Annotated in this window: 21 protein-coding genes; 7 read left to right on the top strand and 14 right to left on the bottom strand. The window is 60.8% G+C overall.

The genetic code is table 11. The features are described from left to right. Nucleotides 1-215: 215 nt before the first annotated feature. The 3 genes from AC1RLZ_RS29340 to AC1RLZ_RS29330 are packed head-to-tail and all read left to right on the top strand — an operon-like array spanning nucleotide 216 to nucleotide 3,261. A complete protein-coding gene (locus tag AC1RLZ_RS29340) occupies nucleotides 216-1,376 on the top strand; it encodes a CaiB/BaiF CoA transferase family protein (protein ID WP_493191529.1) in 1,161 nt (386 codons plus the stop codon). Between the two features lie 30 nt (nucleotides 1,377-1,406). Beyond that, on the top strand, nucleotides 1,407-2,537 hold the full coding sequence (locus AC1RLZ_RS29335; protein WP_493191528.1) for an acyl-CoA dehydrogenase family protein: 1,131 nt from the start codon (nucleotides 1,407-1,409) through the stop codon (nucleotides 2,535-2,537). A 13-nt stretch (nucleotides 2,538-2,550) separates the two neighbouring features. After that, nucleotides 2,551-3,261 (top strand): TetR/AcrR family transcriptional regulator, encoded by a 711-nt coding sequence (locus tag AC1RLZ_RS29330; protein WP_493191527.1) that lies wholly within the window; start codon nucleotides 2,551-2,553, stop codon nucleotides 3,259-3,261. A 25-nt stretch (nucleotides 3,262-3,286) separates the two neighbouring features. Here AC1RLZ_RS29330 and AC1RLZ_RS29325 read toward each other — a convergent pair whose 3' ends face one another. From AC1RLZ_RS29325 to AC1RLZ_RS29310, 4 genes are all read right to left on the bottom strand, one after another. Next, entirely contained in the window at nucleotides 3,287-6,796 is a 3,510-nt protein-coding gene (locus AC1RLZ_RS29325; protein WP_493191526.1) for an indolepyruvate ferredoxin oxidoreductase family protein, read from the bottom strand. Between the two features lie 45 nt (nucleotides 6,797-6,841). Then, nucleotides 6,842-8,035: a CaiB/BaiF CoA transferase family protein gene (locus tag AC1RLZ_RS29320; RefSeq protein ID WP_493191525.1), complete on the bottom strand. Its 1,194-nt coding sequence runs from the start codon at nucleotides 8,033-8,035 to the stop codon at nucleotides 6,842-6,844. A gap of 39 nt (nucleotides 8,036-8,074) precedes the next feature. Continuing rightward, nucleotides 8,075-9,238 carry an acyl-CoA dehydrogenase family protein gene (locus AC1RLZ_RS29315; RefSeq protein WP_493191524.1) on the bottom strand — a complete coding sequence of 388 codons (1,164 nt, stop codon included), beginning with the start codon at nucleotides 9,236-9,238 and terminating at the stop codon, nucleotides 8,075-8,077. An 87-nt stretch (nucleotides 9,239-9,325) separates the two neighbouring features. Further along, nucleotides 9,326-10,132, bottom strand: coding sequence for an enoyl-CoA hydratase/isomerase family protein (locus AC1RLZ_RS29310; protein WP_493191523.1), 807 nt, complete (start codon nucleotides 10,130-10,132; stop codon nucleotides 9,326-9,328). A 183-nt stretch (nucleotides 10,133-10,315) separates the two neighbouring features. Here AC1RLZ_RS29310 and AC1RLZ_RS29305 point away from each other — a divergent pair, with 183 nt between their 5' ends. The 3 genes from AC1RLZ_RS29305 to AC1RLZ_RS29295 all read left to right on the top strand — a co-directional run bounded on the left by AC1RLZ_RS29305 (nucleotide 10,316) and on the right by AC1RLZ_RS29295 (nucleotide 12,335). After that, nucleotides 10,316-10,603, top strand: coding sequence for a DUF1330 domain-containing protein (locus AC1RLZ_RS29305; RefSeq protein WP_493191522.1), 288 nt, complete (start codon nucleotides 10,316-10,318; stop codon nucleotides 10,601-10,603). Nucleotides 10,604-10,638: 35 nt separating this feature from the next. Then, complete coding sequence (locus AC1RLZ_RS29300; protein ID WP_493191521.1) at nucleotides 10,639-11,592, top strand: dihydrodipicolinate synthase family protein; 954 nt, start codon at nucleotides 10,639-10,641, stop codon at nucleotides 11,590-11,592. Between the two features lie 95 nt (nucleotides 11,593-11,687). Beyond that, a complete protein-coding gene (locus AC1RLZ_RS29295; protein ID WP_493191520.1) occupies nucleotides 11,688-12,335 on the top strand; it encodes a TetR/AcrR family transcriptional regulator in 648 nt (215 codons plus the stop codon). A 49-nt stretch (nucleotides 12,336-12,384) separates the two neighbouring features. Here AC1RLZ_RS29295 and AC1RLZ_RS29290 read toward each other — a convergent pair whose 3' ends face one another. The 9 genes from AC1RLZ_RS29290 to AC1RLZ_RS29250 all read right to left on the bottom strand — a co-directional run bounded on the left by AC1RLZ_RS29290 (nucleotide 12,385) and on the right by AC1RLZ_RS29250 (nucleotide 20,870). After that, nucleotides 12,385-14,028 carry an AMP-binding protein gene (locus AC1RLZ_RS29290; protein ID WP_493191519.1) on the bottom strand — a complete coding sequence of 548 codons (1,644 nt, stop codon included), beginning with the start codon at nucleotides 14,026-14,028 and terminating at the stop codon, nucleotides 12,385-12,387. 63 nt (nucleotides 14,029-14,091) lie between these two features. After that, on the bottom strand, nucleotides 14,092-15,243 hold the full coding sequence (locus AC1RLZ_RS29285) for an ABC transporter substrate-binding protein (RefSeq protein ID WP_493191518.1): 1,152 nt from the start codon (nucleotides 15,241-15,243) through the stop codon (nucleotides 14,092-14,094). Nucleotides 15,244-15,280: 37 nt separating this feature from the next. Continuing rightward, entirely contained in the window at nucleotides 15,281-16,042 is a 762-nt protein-coding gene (locus AC1RLZ_RS29280; RefSeq protein ID WP_493191517.1) for an ABC transporter ATP-binding protein, read from the bottom strand. A 10-nt stretch (nucleotides 16,043-16,052) separates the two neighbouring features. Then, nucleotides 16,053-16,814 carry an ABC transporter ATP-binding protein gene (locus AC1RLZ_RS29275; protein WP_493191516.1) on the bottom strand — a complete coding sequence of 254 codons (762 nt, stop codon included), beginning with the start codon at nucleotides 16,812-16,814 and terminating at the stop codon, nucleotides 16,053-16,055. After that, complete coding sequence (locus AC1RLZ_RS29270; RefSeq protein ID WP_493191515.1) at nucleotides 16,811-17,797, bottom strand: branched-chain amino acid ABC transporter permease; 987 nt, start codon at nucleotides 17,795-17,797, stop codon at nucleotides 16,811-16,813. Before AC1RLZ_RS29270 ends, AC1RLZ_RS29275 begins: the two co-directional genes overlap by 4 nt. Beyond that, nucleotides 17,797-18,639 (bottom strand): branched-chain amino acid ABC transporter permease, encoded by an 843-nt coding sequence (locus AC1RLZ_RS29265; protein WP_493191540.1) that lies wholly within the window; start codon nucleotides 18,637-18,639, stop codon nucleotides 17,797-17,799. Before AC1RLZ_RS29265 ends, AC1RLZ_RS29270 begins: the two co-directional genes overlap by 1 nt. A gap of 123 nt (nucleotides 18,640-18,762) precedes the next feature. Beyond that, a complete protein-coding gene (locus AC1RLZ_RS29260) occupies nucleotides 18,763-19,533 on the bottom strand; it encodes an SDR family NAD(P)-dependent oxidoreductase (protein WP_493191514.1) in 771 nt (256 codons plus the stop codon). 71 nt (nucleotides 19,534-19,604) lie between these two features. Then, nucleotides 19,605-20,369 (bottom strand): 3-ketoacyl-ACP reductase, encoded by a 765-nt coding sequence (locus tag AC1RLZ_RS29255; RefSeq protein WP_493191513.1) that lies wholly within the window; start codon nucleotides 20,367-20,369, stop codon nucleotides 19,605-19,607. 36 nt (nucleotides 20,370-20,405) lie between these two features. Then, nucleotides 20,406-20,870 (bottom strand): MaoC family dehydratase, encoded by a 465-nt coding sequence (locus AC1RLZ_RS29250; RefSeq protein ID WP_493191512.1) that lies wholly within the window; start codon nucleotides 20,868-20,870, stop codon nucleotides 20,406-20,408. A 121-nt stretch (nucleotides 20,871-20,991) separates the two neighbouring features. Between AC1RLZ_RS29250 and AC1RLZ_RS29245 the strand changes: the two genes are divergently transcribed. After that, nucleotides 20,992-21,819, top strand: a complete 828-nt coding sequence (locus AC1RLZ_RS29245) for a shikimate dehydrogenase family protein (protein ID WP_493191511.1) — start codon at nucleotides 20,992-20,994, stop codon at nucleotides 21,817-21,819. A 22-nt stretch (nucleotides 21,820-21,841) separates the two neighbouring features. Here AC1RLZ_RS29245 and curA read toward each other — a convergent pair whose 3' ends face one another. Further along, nucleotides 21,842-22,852, bottom strand: coding sequence for an NADPH-dependent curcumin/dihydrocurcumin reductase (gene curA / locus AC1RLZ_RS29240; protein WP_493191510.1), 1,011 nt, complete (start codon nucleotides 22,850-22,852; stop codon nucleotides 21,842-21,844). Nucleotides 22,853-23,087: the final 235 nt, after the last annotated feature.

The raw sequence follows: 23,087 nt of genomic DNA, 5'->3' as shown, positions 1-23,087 counted from the left end.
GCAACCGGCAGAGCGGCAAAACATTTGCTGCCTTCCTCCCTTGCATATTTCCTCGTACCCGTCTCATACTATCCAGACGGTATGTTTTGTTGGAGCGATCGTACAGACTGGATTTCGATGATGCAAGAGTTCTTCTAAATCTCGTTGCTACTAAACCTGCGTGTCGCGCCATTTCGATCAAAATGCTGAGATCAACTCGCAAATGTAGGACATAGATGACCAACGCACACTCGAGCCGCCCTCTTGCGGGAATTCGCGTCGTGGATCTCACACGACTTGCACCAGGGCCTTACGGCACAATGCTGCTCTGCGATCTCGGCGCCGAAGTCATCGTTGCCGGTGGCGGTCGCGCCGGCCCGCCGGTGTCGACCTTCGCGCGCGGCAAGACGTTCATTACGCTCGATCTCAAATCCGCCGAGGGTCAGGATGCACTGCAGCGCCTCGTCCGCACGGCCGATGTGCTGCTCGAAGGCTTTCGGCCCGGCGTCGCCGATCGGCTCGGCGCAGGCTACGCTGAACTTTCCGCGATCAATCCGCGGCTGATCTATTGCTCGCTCACCGGATACGGACAGAGCGGCCCGCGTGCGCAGGACGCCGGGCACGACATCAACTATCTCGCTTACACCGGCGTGCTCGGGTCGATGGGGCCGACTGACGGACCGCCGGCGCTTCCGCTGAATGCCATCGCGGACATGGCAGGCGGCGGCATGCTGGCCGTGATCGGAATTCTCGCCGCACTGCACGAGCGTTCACGAACCGGGCTCGGCCAGCACATCGATGCCGCGATGGTCGATGGCTGCCTGTCGCTGATCGCCATGCACTTTCCGGTATGGGGCACCGACGCGATGCCGGGACGCGGCGACGGCCTGATCGCGGGCAATGCACCGTTCTATCGCTGCTACAGCTGCGCTGACGGCGGGCACGTCGCTGTCGGATCGCTGGAACCACAATTCTTCCATGCGCTCTGGACCACGCTGGATCTCGGCACCCCCTTGCCCGATCACATGGACCGGCGAACATGGCACGACATTGAGAAGCGCCTCGATGCCACCTTTCGGTCACAGCCACGCGACCATTGGACCGCGCTGTTCGAAGGGAAACAGGCCTGCGTGACGCCCGTGCTTGCACCGTACGAAGTGTGGCGGGAGCCGCAGATCCGTAGTCGCGCCGAACACCATGAGGGTCAGTTCGCGGTACCGGCTATTCCGCGCTTCAGCCGGACGCCCATTGCGCCTGCCCCCACCGACACGCGCGACCGTAGCGTCGAACTGCTGTCCGCCATCGGCCTCGATGAGGAGCAGATTGCCAAAGCAAGCCCCGCTTATGAGCGCGGACAGACCATCGGCCTCGGCTGGCCACCTGTGTTCAACGGCTGAAAACAGCACCGTAACGCGAAGGGAAGAACCATGCGCCTGAGTGAGGATGACAAGTATCAGGAATTTCGAGGCAATCTGCGCCGCTTCGTCGAACGCAGCGTTGCGCCCCATGCCGCGACGGTCGATCGCGAGGGCCGCCCGCCGCTCGAGGCCATTGATGCTGCGCGTGCGCTAGGCCTTCCCGGCCTGCCGTTTCCCGAGCATCTCGGCGGATCCGACGGCGACCTGTATGCCCAGGTGATCACTACGGAAGAACTAGCCCGGGCCTGCGCCTCGACTTCCCTCACCATCACCAGCGGCTGGGTGCTCGAGGGAATCGTGAAATATGGCTCCAACGCGTTGCAACGGCTGGTGCTACCGCCGATTTGCAAGGGCGAGATGCGGGGCGCATGGGGCCTTACCGAACCGCAAGGCGGATCAAACCTGATGGGGGCCCGCACTACGGCCAAACGCGATGGTGACGGCTGGGTGCTCGACGGCACCAAGCGTTTCATCACAAATGCCGGCTGGGCCGACTGGTACCTCATTTTCGCGCGGACCGGCGAAAACACGTTCGGCATCTTCATGATCCATCGCGACGATCCCGGCATCCGCTTCGGCAAGGCCGAGGACAAAATGGGGATGCGCGGCAGTCCGACGGCTGACGTCATCCTCGCGCAATGCCGCATCCCCACCGGCCGCGAGGTCGGCGATCCGGACAAGGGTGGCGCCTATATCACCGAGATGCTTCACAATTCGCGCCTGACCATCGCCGCCCACGCACTCGGCATCGCCCAGGGCGCGCTGGACGAGGCGCTGAAATATACCCAGGACCGCCGCCAGTTCGACCAGACGATTTCCCGCTTTCAAGCGGTCCGGGTCATGATCGCCGACATGGCTCTCAAGGTGGAGGCCGCACGCTCGGTATTGTATCAAGCCGTGGACTACCGGCTCCGGAACCATCCTGATTCGCGGCGCTACGCGTCGCTCGCCAAGGTCCTGTGCAGTGACACGGCCATGGCTGTTTCGACAGATTCCGTGCAACTGCATGGCGGCTACGGATATCTTAAGGACTACCCGATCGAACGCATGATGCGCGATGCCAAGGTTACGCAGATCTGGGAAGGTACGAATCAGATCCAACGCCTTCTGATTGCAAAGGAAATTTATGCCAGTCGCTAAACGACACAGCGCCGTGACGGCCAACGCGAGCGCGTCCCGTGTCGCTGCAAAACCCCGAATCAAGCGGCCGGCTACCAAAAAGCCGACCCAGAGAGTCCCAGCCGATCAGGCCCCTGTCGAAAAAGCGTCCAAACGCGACCAGAGCCTGGCACGCATCATCGATGCGGCGGTTCGGCTGTTTGCCACGCGCGGATACTGGAACAGCACCCTGGAAGAGGTCGCCGCCGTCGCGGGCTTCACCAAGGGCGCGGTGTATTATCACTTCAAAAGCAAGGAGCGGCTGCTTCTCAAGGTTCTCGAAACCATTGAGGCCCGCTCCATCGACGCCACCATCGAACGCGTCCAGCAGCGCGGCGGATCACCAACCCAGCAACTGGCCTCACTGGTAAAACACCAGACCCAGTGGGCTGCGACGCATCCCGAGGATCTAGCGGTGATGATCCTGATGTCGGTCGAGGTCTCGCGAGCGAAAGCCAAGATTCGCACCCAGATGTTTCGCATCTACCGCAAGCTTGCAACGCTCCTCGAAGCGATCATCGATGCCGGAAAATCCACCGGCGAATTCAGTACCAAGCAGGCAACCAAAGACATCGTGCTCTATCTGGAGGCAGTGCACGATGGCAACATGCTGCTGTGGTATCGAAGCGGCAACGATCCGGAAATCGGCCGCAAGCTGACGCGTGCGACGCTTAGCGGGTTTGCCCATGCCGTGCAGGGGACCTGAGATCCTGGGTCTCCCGCGCGGGATGTCATCTCGCCGCAACCACCTGTAACGCCACGCCGGACGACGGAGCCGCCGTTTCGCTTTCAAACTGCAGCATGAGCTCTTTTCGTCGCGCGACCATCGCAGTGACGTTGCGTTCCTTGACGTGCCCGAATCCTTTTACCATGCCCGGCAGACCGGCCAGTTCTACTGCGGTCGCGTAGTTGCCGAGGTTCAGGCCCGAAAGGATCTGGTCGATATCGGCGATGTAGCGATCGATCAGTTCGCGCTCCATACGACGCTCCGCGGTATATCCGAAAATATCCAGTGACGTTCCGCGCAGGTGCTTGAAACGCGCCAGCACCGCGAAGGCGGACAGGATCCAGGGGCCGAACGATCGCTTCTTGAGGTGGCCCGTCACCGGGTCCCGGCGCGCCAGCAGCGGCGGGGCCAGATGGACCTTGAGCTTGTAGTCGCCCTCGAACTGGCGCTCGAGTTTGTCGCGGAATTCGCTTTCCGTATAAAGTCGGGCGACCTCATATTCGTCCTTATACGCCATCAGCTTGAACAGATTGCAGGCAACCGCATCGGTCAAACCAAGATTGGGATCGAGAAGGTCGGCCTGTTCGACCCGCGCCACGACATCCTGGTAACGCCGGGCATAGGCGTCGTCCTGATAGCTGGTGAGGAACGCAGCATAGGAGGCGCGCTTTTCCTGCAACGACAGTGGCTTTTCGACCGGCGTACTGTCAGGACGGGCGGTGACCTCGACGGCCGCGGGATCATGAGCGGCAAGCCGTCCCCATGCGAAGGTTCGCTTGTTGGCATCGACACCGCCGCCATTGAGCGCGATCGCCTCATCGAGTGCCTCGAAGCTGACCGGGAGAAGACCCTTCTGGAAGGCGTAACCGAGCAGGAAGAGGTTGGTAGCGATCGAATCCCCCATCAGCGCCGTCGCGATCCGCGTTCCTTCGACGAAATCGATCCCCACGTCGCCGACCGCTTTGCGCAGCACGCGATGCATCACATTGGCTTCGAAATCAATATTGCCATCGGTAACGAAAGCCGCAGTCGGCGTCAGCGAGGTATTGACGATCGCACGCGATACGCCGTTTTCGAGACGCGATAGCGCGACGGGCGACGCCGCCACCACCATGTCGCAACCGAGCAGCAGATCGCACGCGCCCGCGGCAATGCGAACAGCCGCAATATCATCCGGGCGCGGCGCAATCCGGACATGGCTCATCACCCCGCCATTCTTCTGCGCCAGACCGGTGAAATCCAGAACCGAGCAGCCCTTGCCTTCGATATGCGCGGCCATACCAAGCAGCGCACCAATGGTGACGACACCGGTGCCACCGATGCCGGTCATCAGGATATCGTAGGGCTCCACCAGCATCCGGGTTGCCGGCATCGGCAGACCCGCAAAAATGTCGGCTGCATTGGACTTCATTCCCGACTTGGCCGGCTTGCGCAGACCTCCGCCATGAACAGTCACGAAGCTCGGGCAAAACCCTTCGACGCAGGAGAAATCCTTATTGCAGCTCGACTGATCGATGACGCGCTTGCGGCCGAGCGGCGTTTCCAGCGGCTTGACCGAGACGCAGTTCGACTTCACTGAACAATCACCGCAGCCTTCGCAGACGGCATCGTTGATGAAGGCGCGCTTCGGCGGATCCGGAAACAGTCCGCGCTTGCGCCGCCGGCGCTTTTCGGCCGCACAGGTCTGGTCGTAGATCAAGACGGTCAGGCCGGGTATTTCACGCAGCTTGCGTTGCACCGCATCGAGCTCGTCGCGACCATGGAACGTGACGCCCGCCGGGAACTGCGACGGATCGGTGTATTTGTCCGGCTCGTCGGACACCATGACAACGCGATTGGCGCCTTCGGCCGCGACCTGCGCAGCAATCTGCTGCACGGTGAAGCCGCCTTCCGCAGACTGCCCTCCGGTCATCGCCACCGCGTCATTGTAGAGGATCTTGTAGGTGATGTTGATCCGCGCGGCGGCCGCGGCCCGGATGGCCAGCAATCCGCTATGGGTGTAGGTGCCGTCACCGAGATTCTGGAAGACGTGCTTCTCTGTCGTGAACGGCGACTGTCCGATCCAGTTGGCGCCCTCTGCGCCCATATGCGTGATGGTGTCGGTATTTCGGTTCGGCATCCACATCGCCATGCCATGGCATCCAATGCCGGCCATCGCGCGGCTGCCTTCCGGCAATTGCGTCGACGTATTGTGCGGACAGCCCGAGCAGAAGAACGGCGCCCGCTGCGATTTGATATGCGGCGTGCGCGCGATTTCCTCGAAGGACTCCAACCGGGCAATGCGCTGCGCGAGATTGGCGCTGCCCTTCCCCTGGCGTTCGAGCCGGGACAGGATGGCGCGAGCGACCAGGGTCGGCGACAACTCGCCTTCACTGCGCAGCAGGACATCGCCGTTCTCATCACGCTTGCCGACGACGGACGGGCGCTCTCCCGAATCCATATTGAAGATCGCGTGGACGAACTGGGTTTCAATGAAGCCCTGCTTCTCCTCGACGACCAGAACGTCTTTCAGCCCTTTGGCGAAACGGCGCGCGCCCTCGACCTCGAGCGGCCAAGTCAGACCGACCTTGTGGACACGCAGTCCGAGATCGGCGCAGGCCTGTTCTGACAGACCGAGATCCGACAGCGCCTGCCGAACATCGAGATATGCCTTGCCGGTGGTGAGAATGCCCAGGCTCGCGGTCGGCGAATCGATCGTGGTGCGATCGATCGGGTTGGCGCGGGCAAACGCAGCCACCGCTCGCATCTTGGCACCATGCAGGCGCGCCTCCGCCTCCAGCGGCGGATCAGGCCAGCGAATGTGCAGCCCACCGGCTGGCGGCTCGAAATCCGTCGGCGTGACAAATTGCATGCGATCCGGATCCGCCTCGATCGACGCGGAGCTCTCGGCGGTCTCTGAGATCGCCTTGAAGCCGACCCAGCATCCGGAATAGCGCGACAGCGCAATTCCGTAGATGCCGAAGTCGAGATACTCCTGCACGGTAGCTGGATTGAGGATCGGCATCATCGCCGCCTGGAACACCTGCTCGCTCTGATGCGCCAGTGTCGAGGACTGACAGCCGTGATCGTCGCCAGCCAGAGCGAGGACGCCGCCAAAGCGCGACGTGCCCGCCGCATTGGCATGTTTCAATGCATCGACCGAACGATCGACGCCGGGGCCCTTGCCGTACCAGATACCAAACACGCCTTGCACGGTTGCGCCGGGAAACATTCCGACCTGCTGGCTGCCCCAAACCGACGTAGCGGCCAGATCTTCATTCAGTCCGGGCTGGAACCGAATCTTCTCGACCGCCAGATGTTTTTTCGCCGACCACAACGCATTGTCGTAGGTGCCGAGCGGCGATCCGCGATAGCCCGAGATAAAGCCGCCGGTGTTGAGCCCTGCCTTGGCATCACGGGCGCGCTGCATCAATGGCAATCTCACCAGCGCCTGAATGCCCGACAGATAGATGCGCCCCGACGGCAGCACGTATTTGTCGTCCAGTGTCACCTTGCGGAGTTCGGTCGTCGTCATCTCAATCACCAGTTCTGATGTTTCGGATCATGACACGATCAGCCGTCACGCCGGCACCGGCCCGTGCACGACCTTCGCGGCGATCAACTCCTCGATGGCCGCGTCGCTCAGTCCGGCCACGTCGCGCAAGACCTGGCGCGTGTCGGCGCCGAGTTCGACCGGCACGCGGCGAAGCGCAGGCGCCTTACCGTCGTAGCGGACGGGATGTGCAAGCACCGTCGCAGTGCCGTTCCTGATGGGAATTTCCATGAAGCAATTATTTGCGGCGACCTGCGGATCGACCCTGATCTGGTCATAGTTTTGAACCCGCTCGAACCACAGCGCGTGCGGCGTCAACGCGGCTTCGAGCCGCGCGAAGGTCCAGCCTGTCAGTTCTTCTGCGAGTATCCGCGTAAACTCGTCCCGCATCGCCATGCGATCTTTTCCGAGAGCGATCAGCTCGGGCGATCCGATTGCCGACGCGAACTGCTCGATGTCGCCGCCGAGACTGATGACAGCATGGCAATCCGCGAGCTTGTAAACGCCGTACGGCGCATCGAGATGCCAGTTAGCCAATTGCGGATGACGCTGGACATGGGCAGGTGTCCGCTTCCCGGAGAAATACACCGCCATCGATTCGAGCTGCAGATCGAGACCCGCATTGAGAAGGTTGGACTCGACCCGCGTTCCCTCGCCGGTGGTCAGCTTCTTCACGTAAGCTGCCATGATCCCCATCGCGAGCAATGCGGCGCCATGCTGATCGACCAAGGGCACACCAGGCACTGTCGGATGCTGCTCCAAATTACCGGTGACGGCCACCAGGCCGCAGCGTGCCTGCACTAGCAGATCCTGCCCGGGCTTGTCGGCCATCGGACCGCTCGAGCCCCAGCCGCTGGCTGATGCGTAGATGATATCCGGCTTGACGGCCTTGACGGCCTCGTAGCCAAAACCGAGCCGATCGAGCACGCCGCCGCGATAATTCTCCGTCACCACATCGCAGGTCGCGATGATGTCGTACAGGATCTTTCTGGCTCTCGGATTCTTCAAATCGATGGCGATTGATTTCTTGTTGCGGTTGACCGCGAAGTAGCTCGCGCTCAGACCTTCGACATAGACATGGCCGCCGGTGTGATTGCGTTCGAAAGCGCCGGTCAGCGGCTCGACCTTGATGACTTCTGCACCGAGATCGGCGAGATACTGCGAACCGGCCGGACCCTGAACGAAGTGAGAAAAGCTCAGGACGCGCATCTTGCTAAGCATGATCGATCTCGATTCAATTGACGTCGATAAAAGCGCTGTTCAGACCGGGTGGGTGCCGGTCTTGAGCAGACTGCGCGCGATCACCATGCGGTGGATGTCCGACGCACCATCGAATATGCGGTAGACGCGCGCGTCGCGGTAAAGCTGCTCCAACGGCATCTCCCGGCAATAGCCCATGCCACCGAAGATTTGTACCGCCTTGTCGGCCACGCGGCCGAGCATTTCTGACGCGTAGTACTTCACCATCGAAACCTTCTCGCGCGGATCCATTCCTTGGTCGGTTTCCCACGCGGCATTGAGAACCATCATGCGTGCGGCGAAGATTTCCGTCGCCATGTCGGCGAGCATGGCCTGAACCATCTGGAATTCGCCGATCGACTTGCCGAACTGCTTGCGTTCGTTGGCATAGTCGATGCTCATTTTCATCAGCTTGCTGGCCATGCCGACGGAGCGACCGCCAACCATGCCGAGCCGTACGCGATTGATGGTCGACAAGGCTTGGTAAAGTCCCTGTCCTTCCGCGCCGAGCATCTGCTTTTCGGACACCCGGACGTTATCGAAGGACAGCTCGCAATGATTGGTCGCGCGTAGCCCCATCATGTATTGAATGCGACCGACCGTGAATCCCGGCGTGCCCCGATCGAGCAGGAATGCTGTGATGCCCTTCGCGCCCTTGCTCGGATCGGTCACCGCTGTGATGATGAACGAATCCGCAAGATCGGCGTCGCTGATGAAGTGCTTGGAGCCGTTGATCACGAAATCGGATCCGTCGCGCTTGGCCGTCGTTTGAATGCCCGCGGCATCGGAGCCCGCATTAGGCTCCGTCATCCCCAGCGCAACGCCAATGTCACCCCGCACGGCCGGATAGAGATAGCGCTCGCGCTGCTCGCCGACGCAATTCTCAAGTGCAGCAGGAATTGCACCAAAGGCCCGGCGCACCAGCGCGTCCTTGGTCCAGCCGAACTGTTCCTCGCACAGGCACATGTCGACGGCGCTGAGCCCGCCACCGCCAGATTCCTCGGGCATGCCCAGCGCGAATAGGCCGAGCGCCTTGGCTTTGGTCTTCAGTTCGAGCGCGAGTTCGGGGCGAACGAACTGCTTCTCTTCGACCTCGGCCTCGTGCGGCTTGAGTTCGGTCTCAATGAAACGCTTCAGCGTCTTGAGAACCATGGTCATTTCTTCGGATATCGAGAAGTCGATCACGAACGTTTCCTTTTTTTGTTTCTTGCGACCAGGCGATTGCTACGGATCGCGGCACATCGGATGGTTTCGCAGGTGATGATGTGATCGTCAGCGTCCGCTGGCGAACACGCCGACGTTGAGGCGGTCGGAGAATTTGGCCGGTTTCTTCTGCGCGAAGGCAGTGACGCCTTCGGAGAAATCCGCGGTCTGAGACAGGCTCTCGCTCAGACGCATCGCGGTGGCGATCGCTTCCTCCTCCGAGCAGTTCATGGCATCCTCGATCGCCTTCTTGCAGGCATACATCGCCTGCTCCGGACCTGCGGCGAGCCGCGCGCCCATCTCGATCGCAGCCGCGCGCACGGTTCCGGCCGGGACCACCTTGTTGACCAGCCGCCATTCCAGCGCCGTCTGCGCATCGATCATGTCGCCGAACATCATCATTTCCTTGGCGCGGGACAGGCCGATACGCCGCGTCACGCGCACGGTGCCGCCGCTGCTCGGGAAGCCACCGAGCTTGATTTCCGGAAGCCCAAGCCGGGCATTGTCCGACACGACGATGAAGTCGCAGCCGGCCGCGAGTTCGAGCCCGCCGCCCAGCGCGAGACCCTCGATGGCCGCGATGGTCGGCTTCGGAAAATGAGCGACTGCGCCGTAGGTCTCGTTCTCAAAACCGAGCTTGCGGCTCACAATCCCCTTCTCGGCGATGAGCCCGGGGAACTCCTTGATGTCGGAGCCGGCGCAGAACGCCCTGCTACCTTCGCCGGTCAGCACCAGTGCGCCGACGCCAGCGTCGGCCTCCAATTCCTTCAACGCAGCGTTCATCGCCCGCGTTAAGTCGAGCGTCACCACGTTCATCGGCGGATTATTGAGGATAAGAACTGCCACGCGGCTGTGTTTTTCGATTTTGATTTTCATGTTTCAACCCCATGGCCAAGTCGGTTTTCGGCAAAATGTCATTTACTGACGTGCAGGTCAATAAAGATTGCCAATTTCATCCACGGCAGCTGCATTTTGCATGTCGCTTACGCTAGAAGATATTGACTTACATGTATGTCAGTGCCAATTTTGCGGCAGGTTTACCGGGAAGGAATGACAAACATGGCAGCGATCGTGGTGGCGCAGGTGAAGGTGACTGATCCGGAGGCCTACGAAAAATATAAGCCACTCGCCAAGGAGGCGATCGAGTCGTTCGGCGGGCGCTATCACGTGCGCGGTTCGCTGCCGGTGGCACTGGAAGGCGACGCCCCTGATCGCCGCTTCGTTATCGTCGAGTTCGATAACGTTCAGCGCGCAAAGGATTTCTACAATTCGGCGATCTACCTGAAAGCCCGAGATGCACGCCACGGCGCATCGATCGCCGATATCGTCGTACTGGAAGGCGTCTGACTTACGTCACGATAAGCAATACCAAGGAGAGAAAAATGAGCCGCACCAAATATGATTGTTCAGGCGTGATCCCGGCCTGCCTGCTGCCCCTCAAGGACGACCTGTCGATCGACGAAGGCAGCTATCGCAAGCATTTGCGCGACGTCACCGGTGTCCGCGGCATCGCTGCGATCACCGTCAACGGGCACGCTTCCGAAGTCTCGTCATGCACGTTCGAGGAGCAGCAGCGCATCCTCGACGTCACCATGGAAGAAGTCGGAGCCAAGCTTCCGGTGGTCAACGGCGTGTATGCCGAGAGCGCCAACGACGCCATCAAGATCGCCAAAATGGCCGAAAAAGGCGGCGCCTCCGCGCTCCTGATCTTCCCGCCGAACCTCTTCATGCTGGGTGCCCGCCCGGACATGGTGGTCGATCACTTCAAGCGTATCGCCGACGCGACCGACCTGCCGCTGATCATCTTCCAATTCCCGATCGCGACCGGCCTGTGTTATCCGCACGAAACGCTGGTCCGCATGCTGGCGGAAATTCCGTCCATTGCCGCGATGAAGGACGCCTGCGGCGACCCGGTCCGCCATGAATTGACGGTTCGCGAATTGCAGAATGGTCCTCGCCCGTTCAACGTCCTAACGACGCACAGCGCGTGGCTGTTCAGTTCGCTGGTGACCGGCTGCAACGGCCTGCTGTCGGGCGCGGGAAGCACCATCGCCGATCTGCAGGTCGCGTTGTACGAGGCCGTCCGCAACAACGATATGGCCGCAGCGAAGGCGGCGGCGGATCGCATCTACCCCACCACGCATGCGTTCTATTCGGCACCCGGCGTCGACATGCACAACCGTATGAAGGAAGCCCAGGTCATGCTGGGACGCCTGCCCTCGGCTGCCGTGCGTCCGCCGCTGCAAAAGCTGCCAGCCGCGGAGATCGAACGTATTCGTGCCGCCATGATCCGTGCCGGACTGATGCCGCACGGAAGGGTTGAAGCAGCAGCCTGACGCACCGAAGTGATTGCGGCAACTTCGCAAAACTGAGACAATCGGGTGTCACGAATTCGCGGATTCGTGGCACCCTTTCAATTTACGGATCGACTATGCGTGACAAGATCAAATCGACGACCGCCGACCTGCTGGTGAAACACGGCTATCGGGGCGTGAGTTTCCGCGAAATCTCGGAGATACTCAGCACGACGCGGGCCAATCTGCACTATCACTTCGGCAACAAAAGCGGCCTGGTCGAGGAAGTTCTTGAGGACTACGCCCGCGGAACGATCGAGCGATATACTCATGTCTGGACCGATCCCGAGACGACGCTTCGAGAGAAGATCGCAGCGACCGTTGCCTTCAATCGCGAGCGCTACAACAAGTTCAATCCGACTGGCGACAAGGGCCACCCCTGGAGCCTGATGATCCGGCTGCGGTCGGATCGGGACGCCTTGACTCCGAAAATGCAATCGATCCTGCAAAGCACGTCGTATGAATTCGAGAGCTTGGTGCGGATCGGCGTCGGCCTCGCCATCCGCGCGGGAGAATTCCGCAGTGATACCCCACAGCAGAACATCGTCATTCAGCTTGCGACGATCATTCACTATGCGGGTTCGGTGACCCGCGATTCCGGACGCTTTTCACGCCTGTCCGAACTCTGGGAAGCGACCCTTTCAACCATCGAAGCAGCCTACGGCACCGGCGCAGCAACCTCGTCAGCACCTCACAAAACCGTTAGGAAGAAGGTTCACTCCTGAAACCAGACATAGCCCCGCATCGCATCAGGCATGATTCAACTATTGGGTTTCAACTATTAATAAGGTCGCGCAACGCAATGCCTACTGCTTTGCGATCCCATGTCGACGCCGTGATGCCGGCTTGGCGCAACACCGCCTTCTGCACCTTCTTGGTGGGTGTTCGCGGCAGCTCTGCGATGATTTCGATATAGCGCGGCACCATATGGTGCGGCAGCGCCTTGGCGAGTTGGCCGATCAGCTCCGCGGGGCTGACATCACTCCCTGCGGCGATGACGATGCACAATTTGACATCGTCGTCGCCCGCGAATTCAGACGGAACACCAACAGCGGCAGCGTCCAATACGCCTGTCACCTGCTGCGCTGCATATTCGATATCGTAGGACGAGATATTTTCCGCCCTTCGACGAATCCGATCCTTCAACCGGTCGACAAAATAGACCCAGCCATCATGGTCGATGTAACCGCTGTCACCGCTATGGAACCAGAGATTGCGCCAGGCCTCGACGGTCGCATCCGGCCTGCCGAGATATCCCTGCATCAGCGTTGCAGGAAACTTCGGCCGCACGACCAGCTCACCAATCTCCCCCGACGGCAATGCAGAATCATTCGCCGGATCGACTACTTTGACATCGAACCATTCGGAGAGGATTTTGCCGCAGGAGCCCGGCCGCAACGCTTCGTCATACGGATGCCAGCAGGGAATGCCGACCTCGGTCATGCCCCAGGTCTCGATGCCCTTGAGTCCAAAACGTCGTTCAAACGCGGCCGCGATGTGCTTGGGAAACGGCGAAGTGCCAAGGCGGGTCAACGGATTGGTGGCATCGTCCGAACGCTCGGGCTGCGCAAAGATCATCTCCAGTAGTGGACCATGACCGATCGTGACCGTCGCCTGTGCCGTTCTCACGCGACGGAGCCAGCGCTCCGCCTTGAACCCGCGGTCGAGCCAGACACGCGCACCGACCAGCATCGCTGCCGTGATCGCGCAGTAACGCGGGGACATGTGAAAGACTGGGTGTGCCACGTAATACGTGTCGGCATCGGTGACCCGCAAGCCATCGACTGAATTCCTGGCGATCAGCATCGCCTGTGCATGCGGTACCATGACGCCCTTCGATGGCCCCGATGTGCCTGAGGTCATCAGTACAGAAGAAATCTGATCGAATGTGATGATAGGTGCCTCCCAGTCTGTGGGGTCGCACGCTACGGCCTCGTAAGGCCAGAACTTCAGCCGATCGGAGCTCCCCGTACATCGTTGCGGCACACCGTCACCGAAATGAACGGCATGCGCAAGCGCAGTCAGATCGCCTTCGATCTCGCGCAAGGCAGGCACCAGTTCGTCATCGACGATCACCATGCTGGCGCCAAGTATATTGAGCGCATGCACCAGCGGCTGTCCACGGAATGCCGGGTTGATCGGCGCGTCCGTGGCCCCGACCATGTTGATGGCCAGCCAGGCGTGAATCGCCGTCAGGCTGTTTCCGGCCAGAATGGCGACGCAGTCGCCACTTTTCACCCCGGCCCGCGACAGCCCCGCTGCGAGCCTACCCACCTCGCGGCTGAGTTCGCCGAAGGTCTGGTAGTTTCCGTCTTCGAAGCAGATAAACGGCCGGTCCGGTGTCGTTTGGGCGCGCCATTGCAACAGCCGGTCATAGGTCCAGTCTGTGATGGGGCGGTCGAGATAGGATGGCGTCATCAGAACGATTACTCCGAAGATCGATCCGCAGACGCTACGTAGTCTGCGGATCGATCTGTTGTCTTACTTGATCGTTTTGAACTTGCCGTTCGAGATTTCGACGGTGACCAGCGAGTCCTTGGAGAAGCCCTCGTGCTGATCCTTCGAATAGCAGATCGTCCCGTCGATGAAGGTGCCCTTGAAGTCACAGATCGATTCGATGGCGTCACGGATCGCAGCGCCGGTCGGCACGCCATCGACCCGCTTGAGGGCTTCCATCAGGACGAGAAATCCGGTGGAGCTAAGCAGTTCGCCATAGCCCGACGGCTTCTTGCCAGCAGCGCGGAGAATATCCCCGAGTGCATTCTGCTTGTCGGACGGATCATCCCAGTTTCCCAGCGAAACCACCTGGACGCCTTCACCGGCGGGGCCGGCCGCATCGAGAAACGGCCGCTGGTTGAGGCTGCCGGAACCGATGATCGGCGCAGTCAACCCCACCTGCTTAGCAGCACGCACGAACGCCGCTCCGAGCGCGGGTGCGGAGGTCTCAAGCAACACGACCTCGGGGTTAGCATTACGAATCTTGGTTGCGGCGGAGGTGAGGTCAATGGCGTTGAGCGGCGCGCCGACCGATGCCACGACGTCGATGTCCTTTTCTTTTGACAGCTTTAACGCGTATTCCATCCCGGCTTTGCCGTAGGCGTCCTCTTGATACATCACCGCGAATTTCTTGCGTTTCGGTCCAAACACGCCGCGCTCCATGATCCCGTCCAGAATGACCTCTTCGGTTGGCGCGGAGCGGAACAGCCAGGGCCAGAATGCATGTTTCTTAGACGTCGCGTCGATCGTGCCGATCGGTGCCAACACCGGCACCTTGTTATTCATGGCAATCGGCATCAGCGCGAGCGTGCCGGTACCGAGCGTCGATCCGATGATCGCCTGAACCTTGTCCTGCTGGATCAACTTGGTCGCGCCGCGGGCCGCCTCGGTCGGGTTGCTCTGATCGTCGTGGAAGATCACCTGGATTTTACGGCCCTTGACCCCGCCTTCCGCGTTGATCTTGTTGGCCAGAATCTCGACCGCATCACGCTCAGGAATACCGAACGGAGCAGCCGGCCCACTAAGGCTGAGAATGCCGCCAACCTTGACGACGTCCTCCGCCGCAACTGCCGTCCCCATGGACGCCGCACCAAGCAATGCGACCGCAACAATCGATTTCTGCAAAATACCAATCATGTTTACTCCCCTCCCAATATTTTATTTGACGTGTCGTTTACTTGCTTCCCAGGAAGACTTCCGCGATATCTTCCGGATTCTTGAGATCGGATCCCGGGCCTTCGCGGACTATGCTGCCTTGTGAAAGGATCACGTAGCGATCAGCGACACGGGCCGCGAAAGGCACGTTCTGCTCGGCGAGGATCATCGCCAGGCCGCGTTGCTTCAGAACCGTGAATGCATGCTCGAGCGTATCGAACACGGCAGGCGCCAGCCCCTGCGTCGGTTCATCGAAGATGATAACGTCGGGCTTCCGTCCGAGCGCGAGGCTGATCGCGAGCATCTGCTGTTCACCACCGCTTAGCATGCCGGCACCCGCCGATTGCCGCTCCTTCAGGATCGGGAACAGACTCATGATGAAGTCGCGCTGTTCTTCCCGTTCATCGACAGGCAGAAGGCGCAGGCCCAAATCGATATTTTCCTTCACCGACATTGCCGCAAAAACATTGCGGCGTTGCTCGGGCACCAGCGACAGCCCGCTGACGGCGCGTTTATGCGACGGATAGGATCCCACCGAGTTTCCGTAGATCTCGATCCGGCCGCTTCCTGAAACATTACCCGCGATCGATCCGAGCAGGCTGCTCTTTCCAGCGCCGTTGGCCCCAAGGACGGCCACCATTTCACCCGCAACGACGGCGAACGTGACGTCCGAGACGACGGTTATCCGCCCGTAGCGCGCGGACACGTTCGCACAGGAGATCGCGTGCCGACCGGCCGGCGCCGCGTGGGAAGATACGACATTAGATGACATGATGTTCATGGCTGCCCCGTCACCTACCGCTGCTTCCGAGATAGACGTCGATAAAGGCCTTGTCCCGCGCGACGTCCTCGGCGCGGCCGGACATCAGCATAGCGCCTCGGTTGAGCACGATTACATGCTCTGCCAATTCGCGAATGAGGTTGAAATTGTGCTCGACCAGAAGAACGCCGACACCTTTTTCGGCTAGGCGGCGGACTTCGGTGCTAAGCATCGCCTGTTCATCGCGCGCCAATCCAGCGGCCGGCTCGTCGAGCAGGATATATTTCGGATTGTTGGCGACCGCGCGCGCGACCTCAACAAGCCGAACCTGCCCCATCGGCAGCTCGCCCATCTTCGTCGCGCTGTACTTCGTCAGCCGCAGCTCTTTCAGGATCTCGGTGCATCGCTCACTAAATCCGCGCTCTTCGCGGGCTACGGCCGGCGAGCGCAGCAGCGACGAAAACATGCCGGGCTTCGACACCGGGTAGAAGCCGCAGAGCACAGCTTCCTGCACGGTGACGTGCGGATCGAAACGCGGCGTCTGGAACGTGCGCGCCAGCCCAAGCGCGATACGGCTGTTCGGCGCCATGGCGTCGACGGCGACGCCATCGACCGCGATCTTTCCGCCGGCGGCGGCAACCATTCCCGTGATCGAATTGAACAGCGTGCTTTTGCCGGAGCCGTTGGGACCGATCACGGCCAGGATACGGCCGCGTTCGAGCGTCAGCGAGACGTTTTTGAGGGCAGTGACGCCGCCGAATTTAACACTCACCTCGTGAACATCGACACTCATGCCGCGCGCTCGCTCGTGCGTGCCACGCTGGCGACCGGCGCTTCGCGCGACTTCCGGCGTGACAACAGTTCCATCCAATCGGTTCCGAGAATTCCGCGCGGTGCGACCAGCAGGACGAACACAAGCGTGGCGCCGAAGATCATGCCCTGCGCTTCGGACGCGGGCAGGTAGAGCGTCAACAGGGTCAGGAAGGCTGCGCCCAGGACGGGGCCAAGAAAGGTCTGGGCGCCGCCGATGACCGTCATCAGCATCGTCTTAATGGAGACGTGGATGGTGAGCGAGTCAGGCCCCATATACATGAGGTGATGTGCATAGAGCCAACCGGCGACCCCGGCCACCGCCGCGGACAAAGCGAAGTAGCTGGCAAGGATCTTCGGAACGTCGACGCCGTCGGCGGTAGCACGCAGCGGATCGTGCCGCGCGGTCTTGACCGCGCGCCCGATCGCCGAATGCGTGAGATTGGCGTACAGCGCGATCACGACAATGACGATCGACCACGACAGCACGTGCATCGATTCCAGGTTGGGCGCGAATGGCAAGTTCGGAATGCCGGACAGGCCGATATAGCCGCCCGTGAAGTCGCCGCCTTCGCGGATGGCGATTTCGAGAACCATGCTGAGCAGAAGCGTCGCGATTGACAGCGGCATCGGGGACAGCCGCGTGATGGCCCGCGCCATCGGATACCCCATCAGCATCGGAAGTATCACGGCGAGCAGCAGCCCAAGCAGCGGCGACAATCCATAATGCGCGGTGACGATACTGGTTGCGTAAGCACCGACCGACGCGAAGCCGGCGGTCGCCACCGAGAGAATGCCGGCCTGGCCGTAGGACATCCCGACCGACAGCGCCATCAGCGAGAACACCGCGATCAGAATCGAATTGTCGAGCCAGAACGGGCGTCCGACGATGAAGGGCGTCAATGCGGCGATGATGACAAAGAGGATGAATGCAGGTCTCAGCCTGTCGCGGGTGCGCAACATCATCAGACGCGTCCTCCGGTTGCTGCAATTCGGTTCATGGGCCCGAGGGCGAGAACGACGAATATGAAGATCATCGGTGCGGCCGTCACCCAGCCGCCCGGCAGATAAGCCGAGCTCAACACCTGCACTAGGCCGGTGACGAGGCCACCGGCGAAGCCACGCAACGGGCTGTTCATGCCGAAGATGATGGCCGCGCCAAAGCCAGAAATGGTCAGCGACAGGCCGGTGCTGTAGTCGGCGCCGGTCGTGTACAACACCAGGATCCCGGCGACTCCTGCAAGGAAACCACCGAGCAGGTAGGTACAGAACCAAATCGTCTGCACCGGAATGCCGTTCAACGCGGCGCCCAGCGGGTTGATCGCGCTGGCCCGCATCATGCGGCCAAAGGGAGTGCGGTATAGCAGCACGTAGAGCGCGACGAGCAGCAGCAGGCAGACGACGATGTTGATCAGCGCCTGCGGCGAAATCCGGACGCCAAGCACGTCCCAGAACGTATCGAACATCTGCCGCGCCATCGGGTCCTTGCCATAGACCGTGAGAATGAAGGATTCGAGGAATGTCGCGAGGCCGAACGTCCCAAGCACTGCGGTGATGTGATCGAAGGTCCCGGGCCGGTTTAAGCGCATAGAGATGAAGCCGACGATCGCCGATGACAGCACTGCGGCGGCAATCCCGAGCACGATGCCGGCGGGGCCGCCGACGGCCCATGCGATGGCGACGGCGAGCACGGTATAGGCACCGACCGCAAGATCGACCGAGCCCGTCGTCGCGAAAACGAGACTGATAGGAAACGCTAGGAGGCCATAAATGACTCCCAAGAACGCTCCGCGGACGACGAATTCCATCAGCTCGTACAACGTCATCTCCCTGCATTTTTTGCGTGCGGCTTCCGCCGATTAACTGACCTACACGTAAGTTAAATTTTTCAAGACTGTCAAGCAGCTGCGCCCTTGCGCGAAATGGCGCATTTAGTTCATCCACAATCCACCGGTGACGTTGATGCCCTGCCCCGTCATGTAGTCCGCCTGATCCGATAGCAGGAACGCCACGACATTCGCGACGTCCTTCGGTTCGCCCAGCCGCCCGAGCGGGATCGTGTGCGCGCGCTCGGCGGCGGTCGGTAGCCCCTTGGCAACGAGCTGCTCGTCGGCGACCTGGCGCATATGCGTATTGGCGATCGCCCCCGGGCAGACGGCATTCACACGAATTCCGTGCGCTGCAAGATCGAGCCCCATCGACTGGGTCATGCCAAGGATCGCAAACTTCGAGGCGCAGTAGGCCAGCGAGCTCGGCCGCCCGACTTTGCCGAACCACGAGGAGATATTGATGATGCGACCGGACCTTCGCGCCAGCATCGTAGGCACGACGGCATGGCAGCAATTGAAGGTGCCCGAGACATTCAACCGCATGGTGAATTCGAAGTCTTCCGGTCGATCGTCGATGATCGACGCCACCTGCCCTGTGCCGGCATTGTTGACCAGAATGTCCACCTGCCCGCGTGCCTTTACGACTTCGGCGAGACTGTTCTTGACCCTCTCGAGATCCGTCACGTCAACGACCGCTTTCGACACCGCAGCGCCGGACGCCCGCAATTCGGCGAATGTTCGCTCCAGCGCCTCCGCATTGTTATCCCACAGCTCGACATGACAGCCCTCGGCCGTCAACTTGCGGGCGATGGCGCGCCCGATACCCATCGCAGCGCCGGTGACGATCGCAACGTTTCCAGCATAGTTGTACATCATGTCCTCAATCGATCGGAACGTCCGGCGCTGCGGACGACGGGAAGCGGAGCCAAATTTTGAGCAGTTATCTAGGTGCGGCGGATGTGCATGCCGCCATCGACGAAGAATGCCTGGCCCGTCGAATAGGGCATCCGGCCGGACGCCAGTTGCGCGACCGTATTGCCGACATCCTCGGCCTGCCCCCAACGAGCCATCGGGAAACCGCCCGCCTCTACCCAGCCATTGTACTTGTCGAACACGTCCTTGGTCATGTCTGTCTGGATAATGCCTGGCCGGACCTCATGCACAGCAATGCCATATTCCGCCAGTCGCAACGCATAGAGCGTGCTCATCATCGCCACGCCGGCCTTTGAAATGCAGTATTCGGGCTGCACCGGCGTTGCGATCACGGCATTGCCGGACGAGATGAAAATGATCGAACGCTGCGGCTGTGTGCGGTCGCCGGCATCGTCCGTGCGCATCTGCCGGGCGACTCGCTGGGTCAGGAAGAACGACGCTCGCAGATTGATCGACATCAGACGATCGAAGCTCTCCGGCGGCGTGTCCAGAATATCGCCGCGGAATTTCGTCTGCACGCCAGCATTGTTCAGCAGGCACGTGATCGGACCGAACGCCGCGCGGGCCTCTCGCACGATGCGTTCATGCTCGCCGAGGTCGGCGAGATCGCCGGGTACGAACACCGCCTTCCGCCCGCGCGATTCGATGCCCTTCAGCGTTTCGTCGGCTAACCGATCATGTTCGAGGTCATTGATGACGACGTCGAAGCCGTTTTCGGCCAGCGCATAGGCGCTCGCGCGACCGATGCCTCGACGCCCGCCCGTCACCAAGGCCACACGATTCAATTCATGCAAAGCTGACATCGACCGCCCTCAGGCCGCATGCTTCGCGGATAACGCAACCGGCACCCACTTCATGATATGGACGGCTGCAGCAACCACCTCGCCGCGCTGGTTCTTCACTTCAACGTTAGAGAATGCACGGTTCTTGGCCGCATCAAGCTTGTCGATGGTGTAACTCACGGTCAGCGTGTCACCGAAGAAAACCGGGCCGACGAAACGCACGCGATCGTAGCCCTGCGAGACCGGCGTCAGCCCAACGTATTTTTCGACATGCGGCGTGAACATCACCGTTGATGCGGTCGACATGAAGCCCATCGACAGCACGCCATGGGCGATGCGATGGCCGAATGCCGACGCCTCCATGAACTGCTCGTTGCAATGCACGTCCGAGAGGTCACCAGTGATGCCGGCAAAGAGATAGACATCGCTCTCCGAAACGGTCTTCGCAAACCGGATCGACTGGCCAACCGTGACGTGAAAATCCGTATCCTGCACGCGTAACCTCCCATCAACTGCCTTGTGGCTTGCCTGTTCTTTAGCGCTGACTTACAGGTAGGTCAATGAAATTTGCAGCGCAGTTCGACTTTCCGATCGGGCCCGCGCGACGGGGAAATTCATGATCAACGACCAGTTCATTCCGCGCAGTGTGAATTACATCTCGGGCAAGACTCGCCTGTTCGCCATCGTCGGCAATCCCATCACGCAGGTCCGCTCACCGGAATTCATCACCTATGAACTCGTCGCCCGGGGCCTCGATGCGATCGTGCTGCCGCTTCACCTGACGCCTGACCGCTTCGATGCGTTATTCCCTGCTATGATGGCGATCGAGAATCTCGACGGATTGATCATCACCGTTCCCTACAAAGGGCGCGCAACGCCATTCATGGACAGGCTGGGACCACAGGCCGAGGTCACGCGGACGGTCAGCGTGCTGTCGAAGCGGCGCGATGGCTGGATCGGCGAAATGTTCGATGGCCTCGGCTGCGTATCGGCGCTCCAACGCCGCGGCGTCAGCATCGCAGGTGGCCGGATCCTGCTGCTCGGCGCGGGTGGCGCCGGCTCCGCCATTGCCGTGGCTCTGGCATCGCAGGCGCCGCGATCGCTCCGCATCGTCGATCCTGATGGCGCGCGTGCAGCGGCATCGGCGCAAACCATCCGGCAAGCATTTCCCGATCTTGACGTCGCTACGGCCGATCCGCAGCTGGACCTAAACGACACCGATATTGTCATCAACGCATCTCCGGTCGGCATGCTGAACGGCGAAGCGTGCCCGTTGCAGATGGCGTCTCTCCCGTCGCACTTGACGGTGATGGACATCGTCATGAAGCCGGACGATACGCGCCTGCTAAGTATGGCCGCCGCTGCCGGCTGCACCGTCGTCTACGGTCGCGAAATGTTGGGGTCCCAGGCCTCCGCCGTGGTCGATTTCCTGACCACGGCATGACTCTCACGACCGGACAGTTCGACTAGCTGACCCGAACGATCAGTTTGCCGAAGTTCTGCCCCTTCAGCATTCCGATAAATGCCTGTGGCGCAGCTTCGAGTCCGTCGACGAATTGCTCGCGGTGAACCAGCTTGCCTTCGGCAAGCCAGCCGCCGACATCGCGTTGAAAATCACTCATTTGCCCAATGAAATCGGTGACGATGAACCCGCGAATAGTGAGACGCTTCACCAAGGCCGTGCGCATCAGGTCGGCCGCATCCGCCCCGCTGCCGAGCACGCTCCCCGTCTCGTTATATTGCGACACCAGTCCGCAAACCGGGATGCGGGCAAAGTTGTTTAACAGCGGGTGGATTGCTTCCCAGACCGCGCCGCCGACATTCTCGAAATAGATATCGATCCCGTTCGGGCACGCCGCCTTGAGTTGCGCAGCCATGTCGGGACTGCGGTGATCGATCGCCGCATCGAAGCCAAGCACGTCCCGTGCGTAGGCACATTTCTCTGTGCCGCCGGCTACAGCCACGACCCGGCACCCCTTGAGCCTGCCGATCTGCCCGACCAGCGCCCCGACTGGCCCCGTCGCTGCGGCGACGACGAGCGTCTCACCCGGCTTCGGTTGTCCAATATTCAGCAAACCGGTGTAGGCGGTCAGGCCGGGTGAACCGAGAATGCCGAGTGCAGCCGACACCGGCGCTTTCAGGTCCGCGAGCTTGCGAACATCCGTGCCGTCTGACAGTGCAAAGTCTTGCCAGCCAGCTCGGCCCAGCACCACCTCCCCCTCTGTAAAGTCGGAGTGTCGGGACGCGACCACCCGGCTGATGGTACTTCCGACCATTGGAGTGCCTAACTCGACCGGCGGCGCATAAGATGGTCCATCATTCATCCGCCAGCGCATGTACGGATCGAGCGACAAAAGCTCCGTCCGCAGGAGAAATTGTTGCGGCCCAGGAGCAGGGCGTTGGCCTGTTCTCAACGCAAAATCGGTAAGCTTTGGTTCACCCCTTGGGCGGCAAGCCAATACGATCTGCCGATTCATCTGCCTGTACTCCTCGAAAGACGATTTGAAGCGCCTCCGCCCTCGATCCTGTCGAGGCGCCAAGATTATGCACTGTTCATAACGCCATACCACGTCGCTCACAATTCCACGACACGCTTTAACAAAACGGCGTAGCACTGCGACCTGAGAGCGCATGACGCAACTTCTCGCCAACGCTGTCCGGATTGCGGCAGCCATTTTGCAGGGAGCGGTCAATAATTGCGGCCTAAAATAA

Source organism: Tardiphaga sp. GW822-FHT04G09, from assembly GCF_058800725.1.
This window is presented reverse-complemented; position numbering and strand designations above follow the sequence as displayed.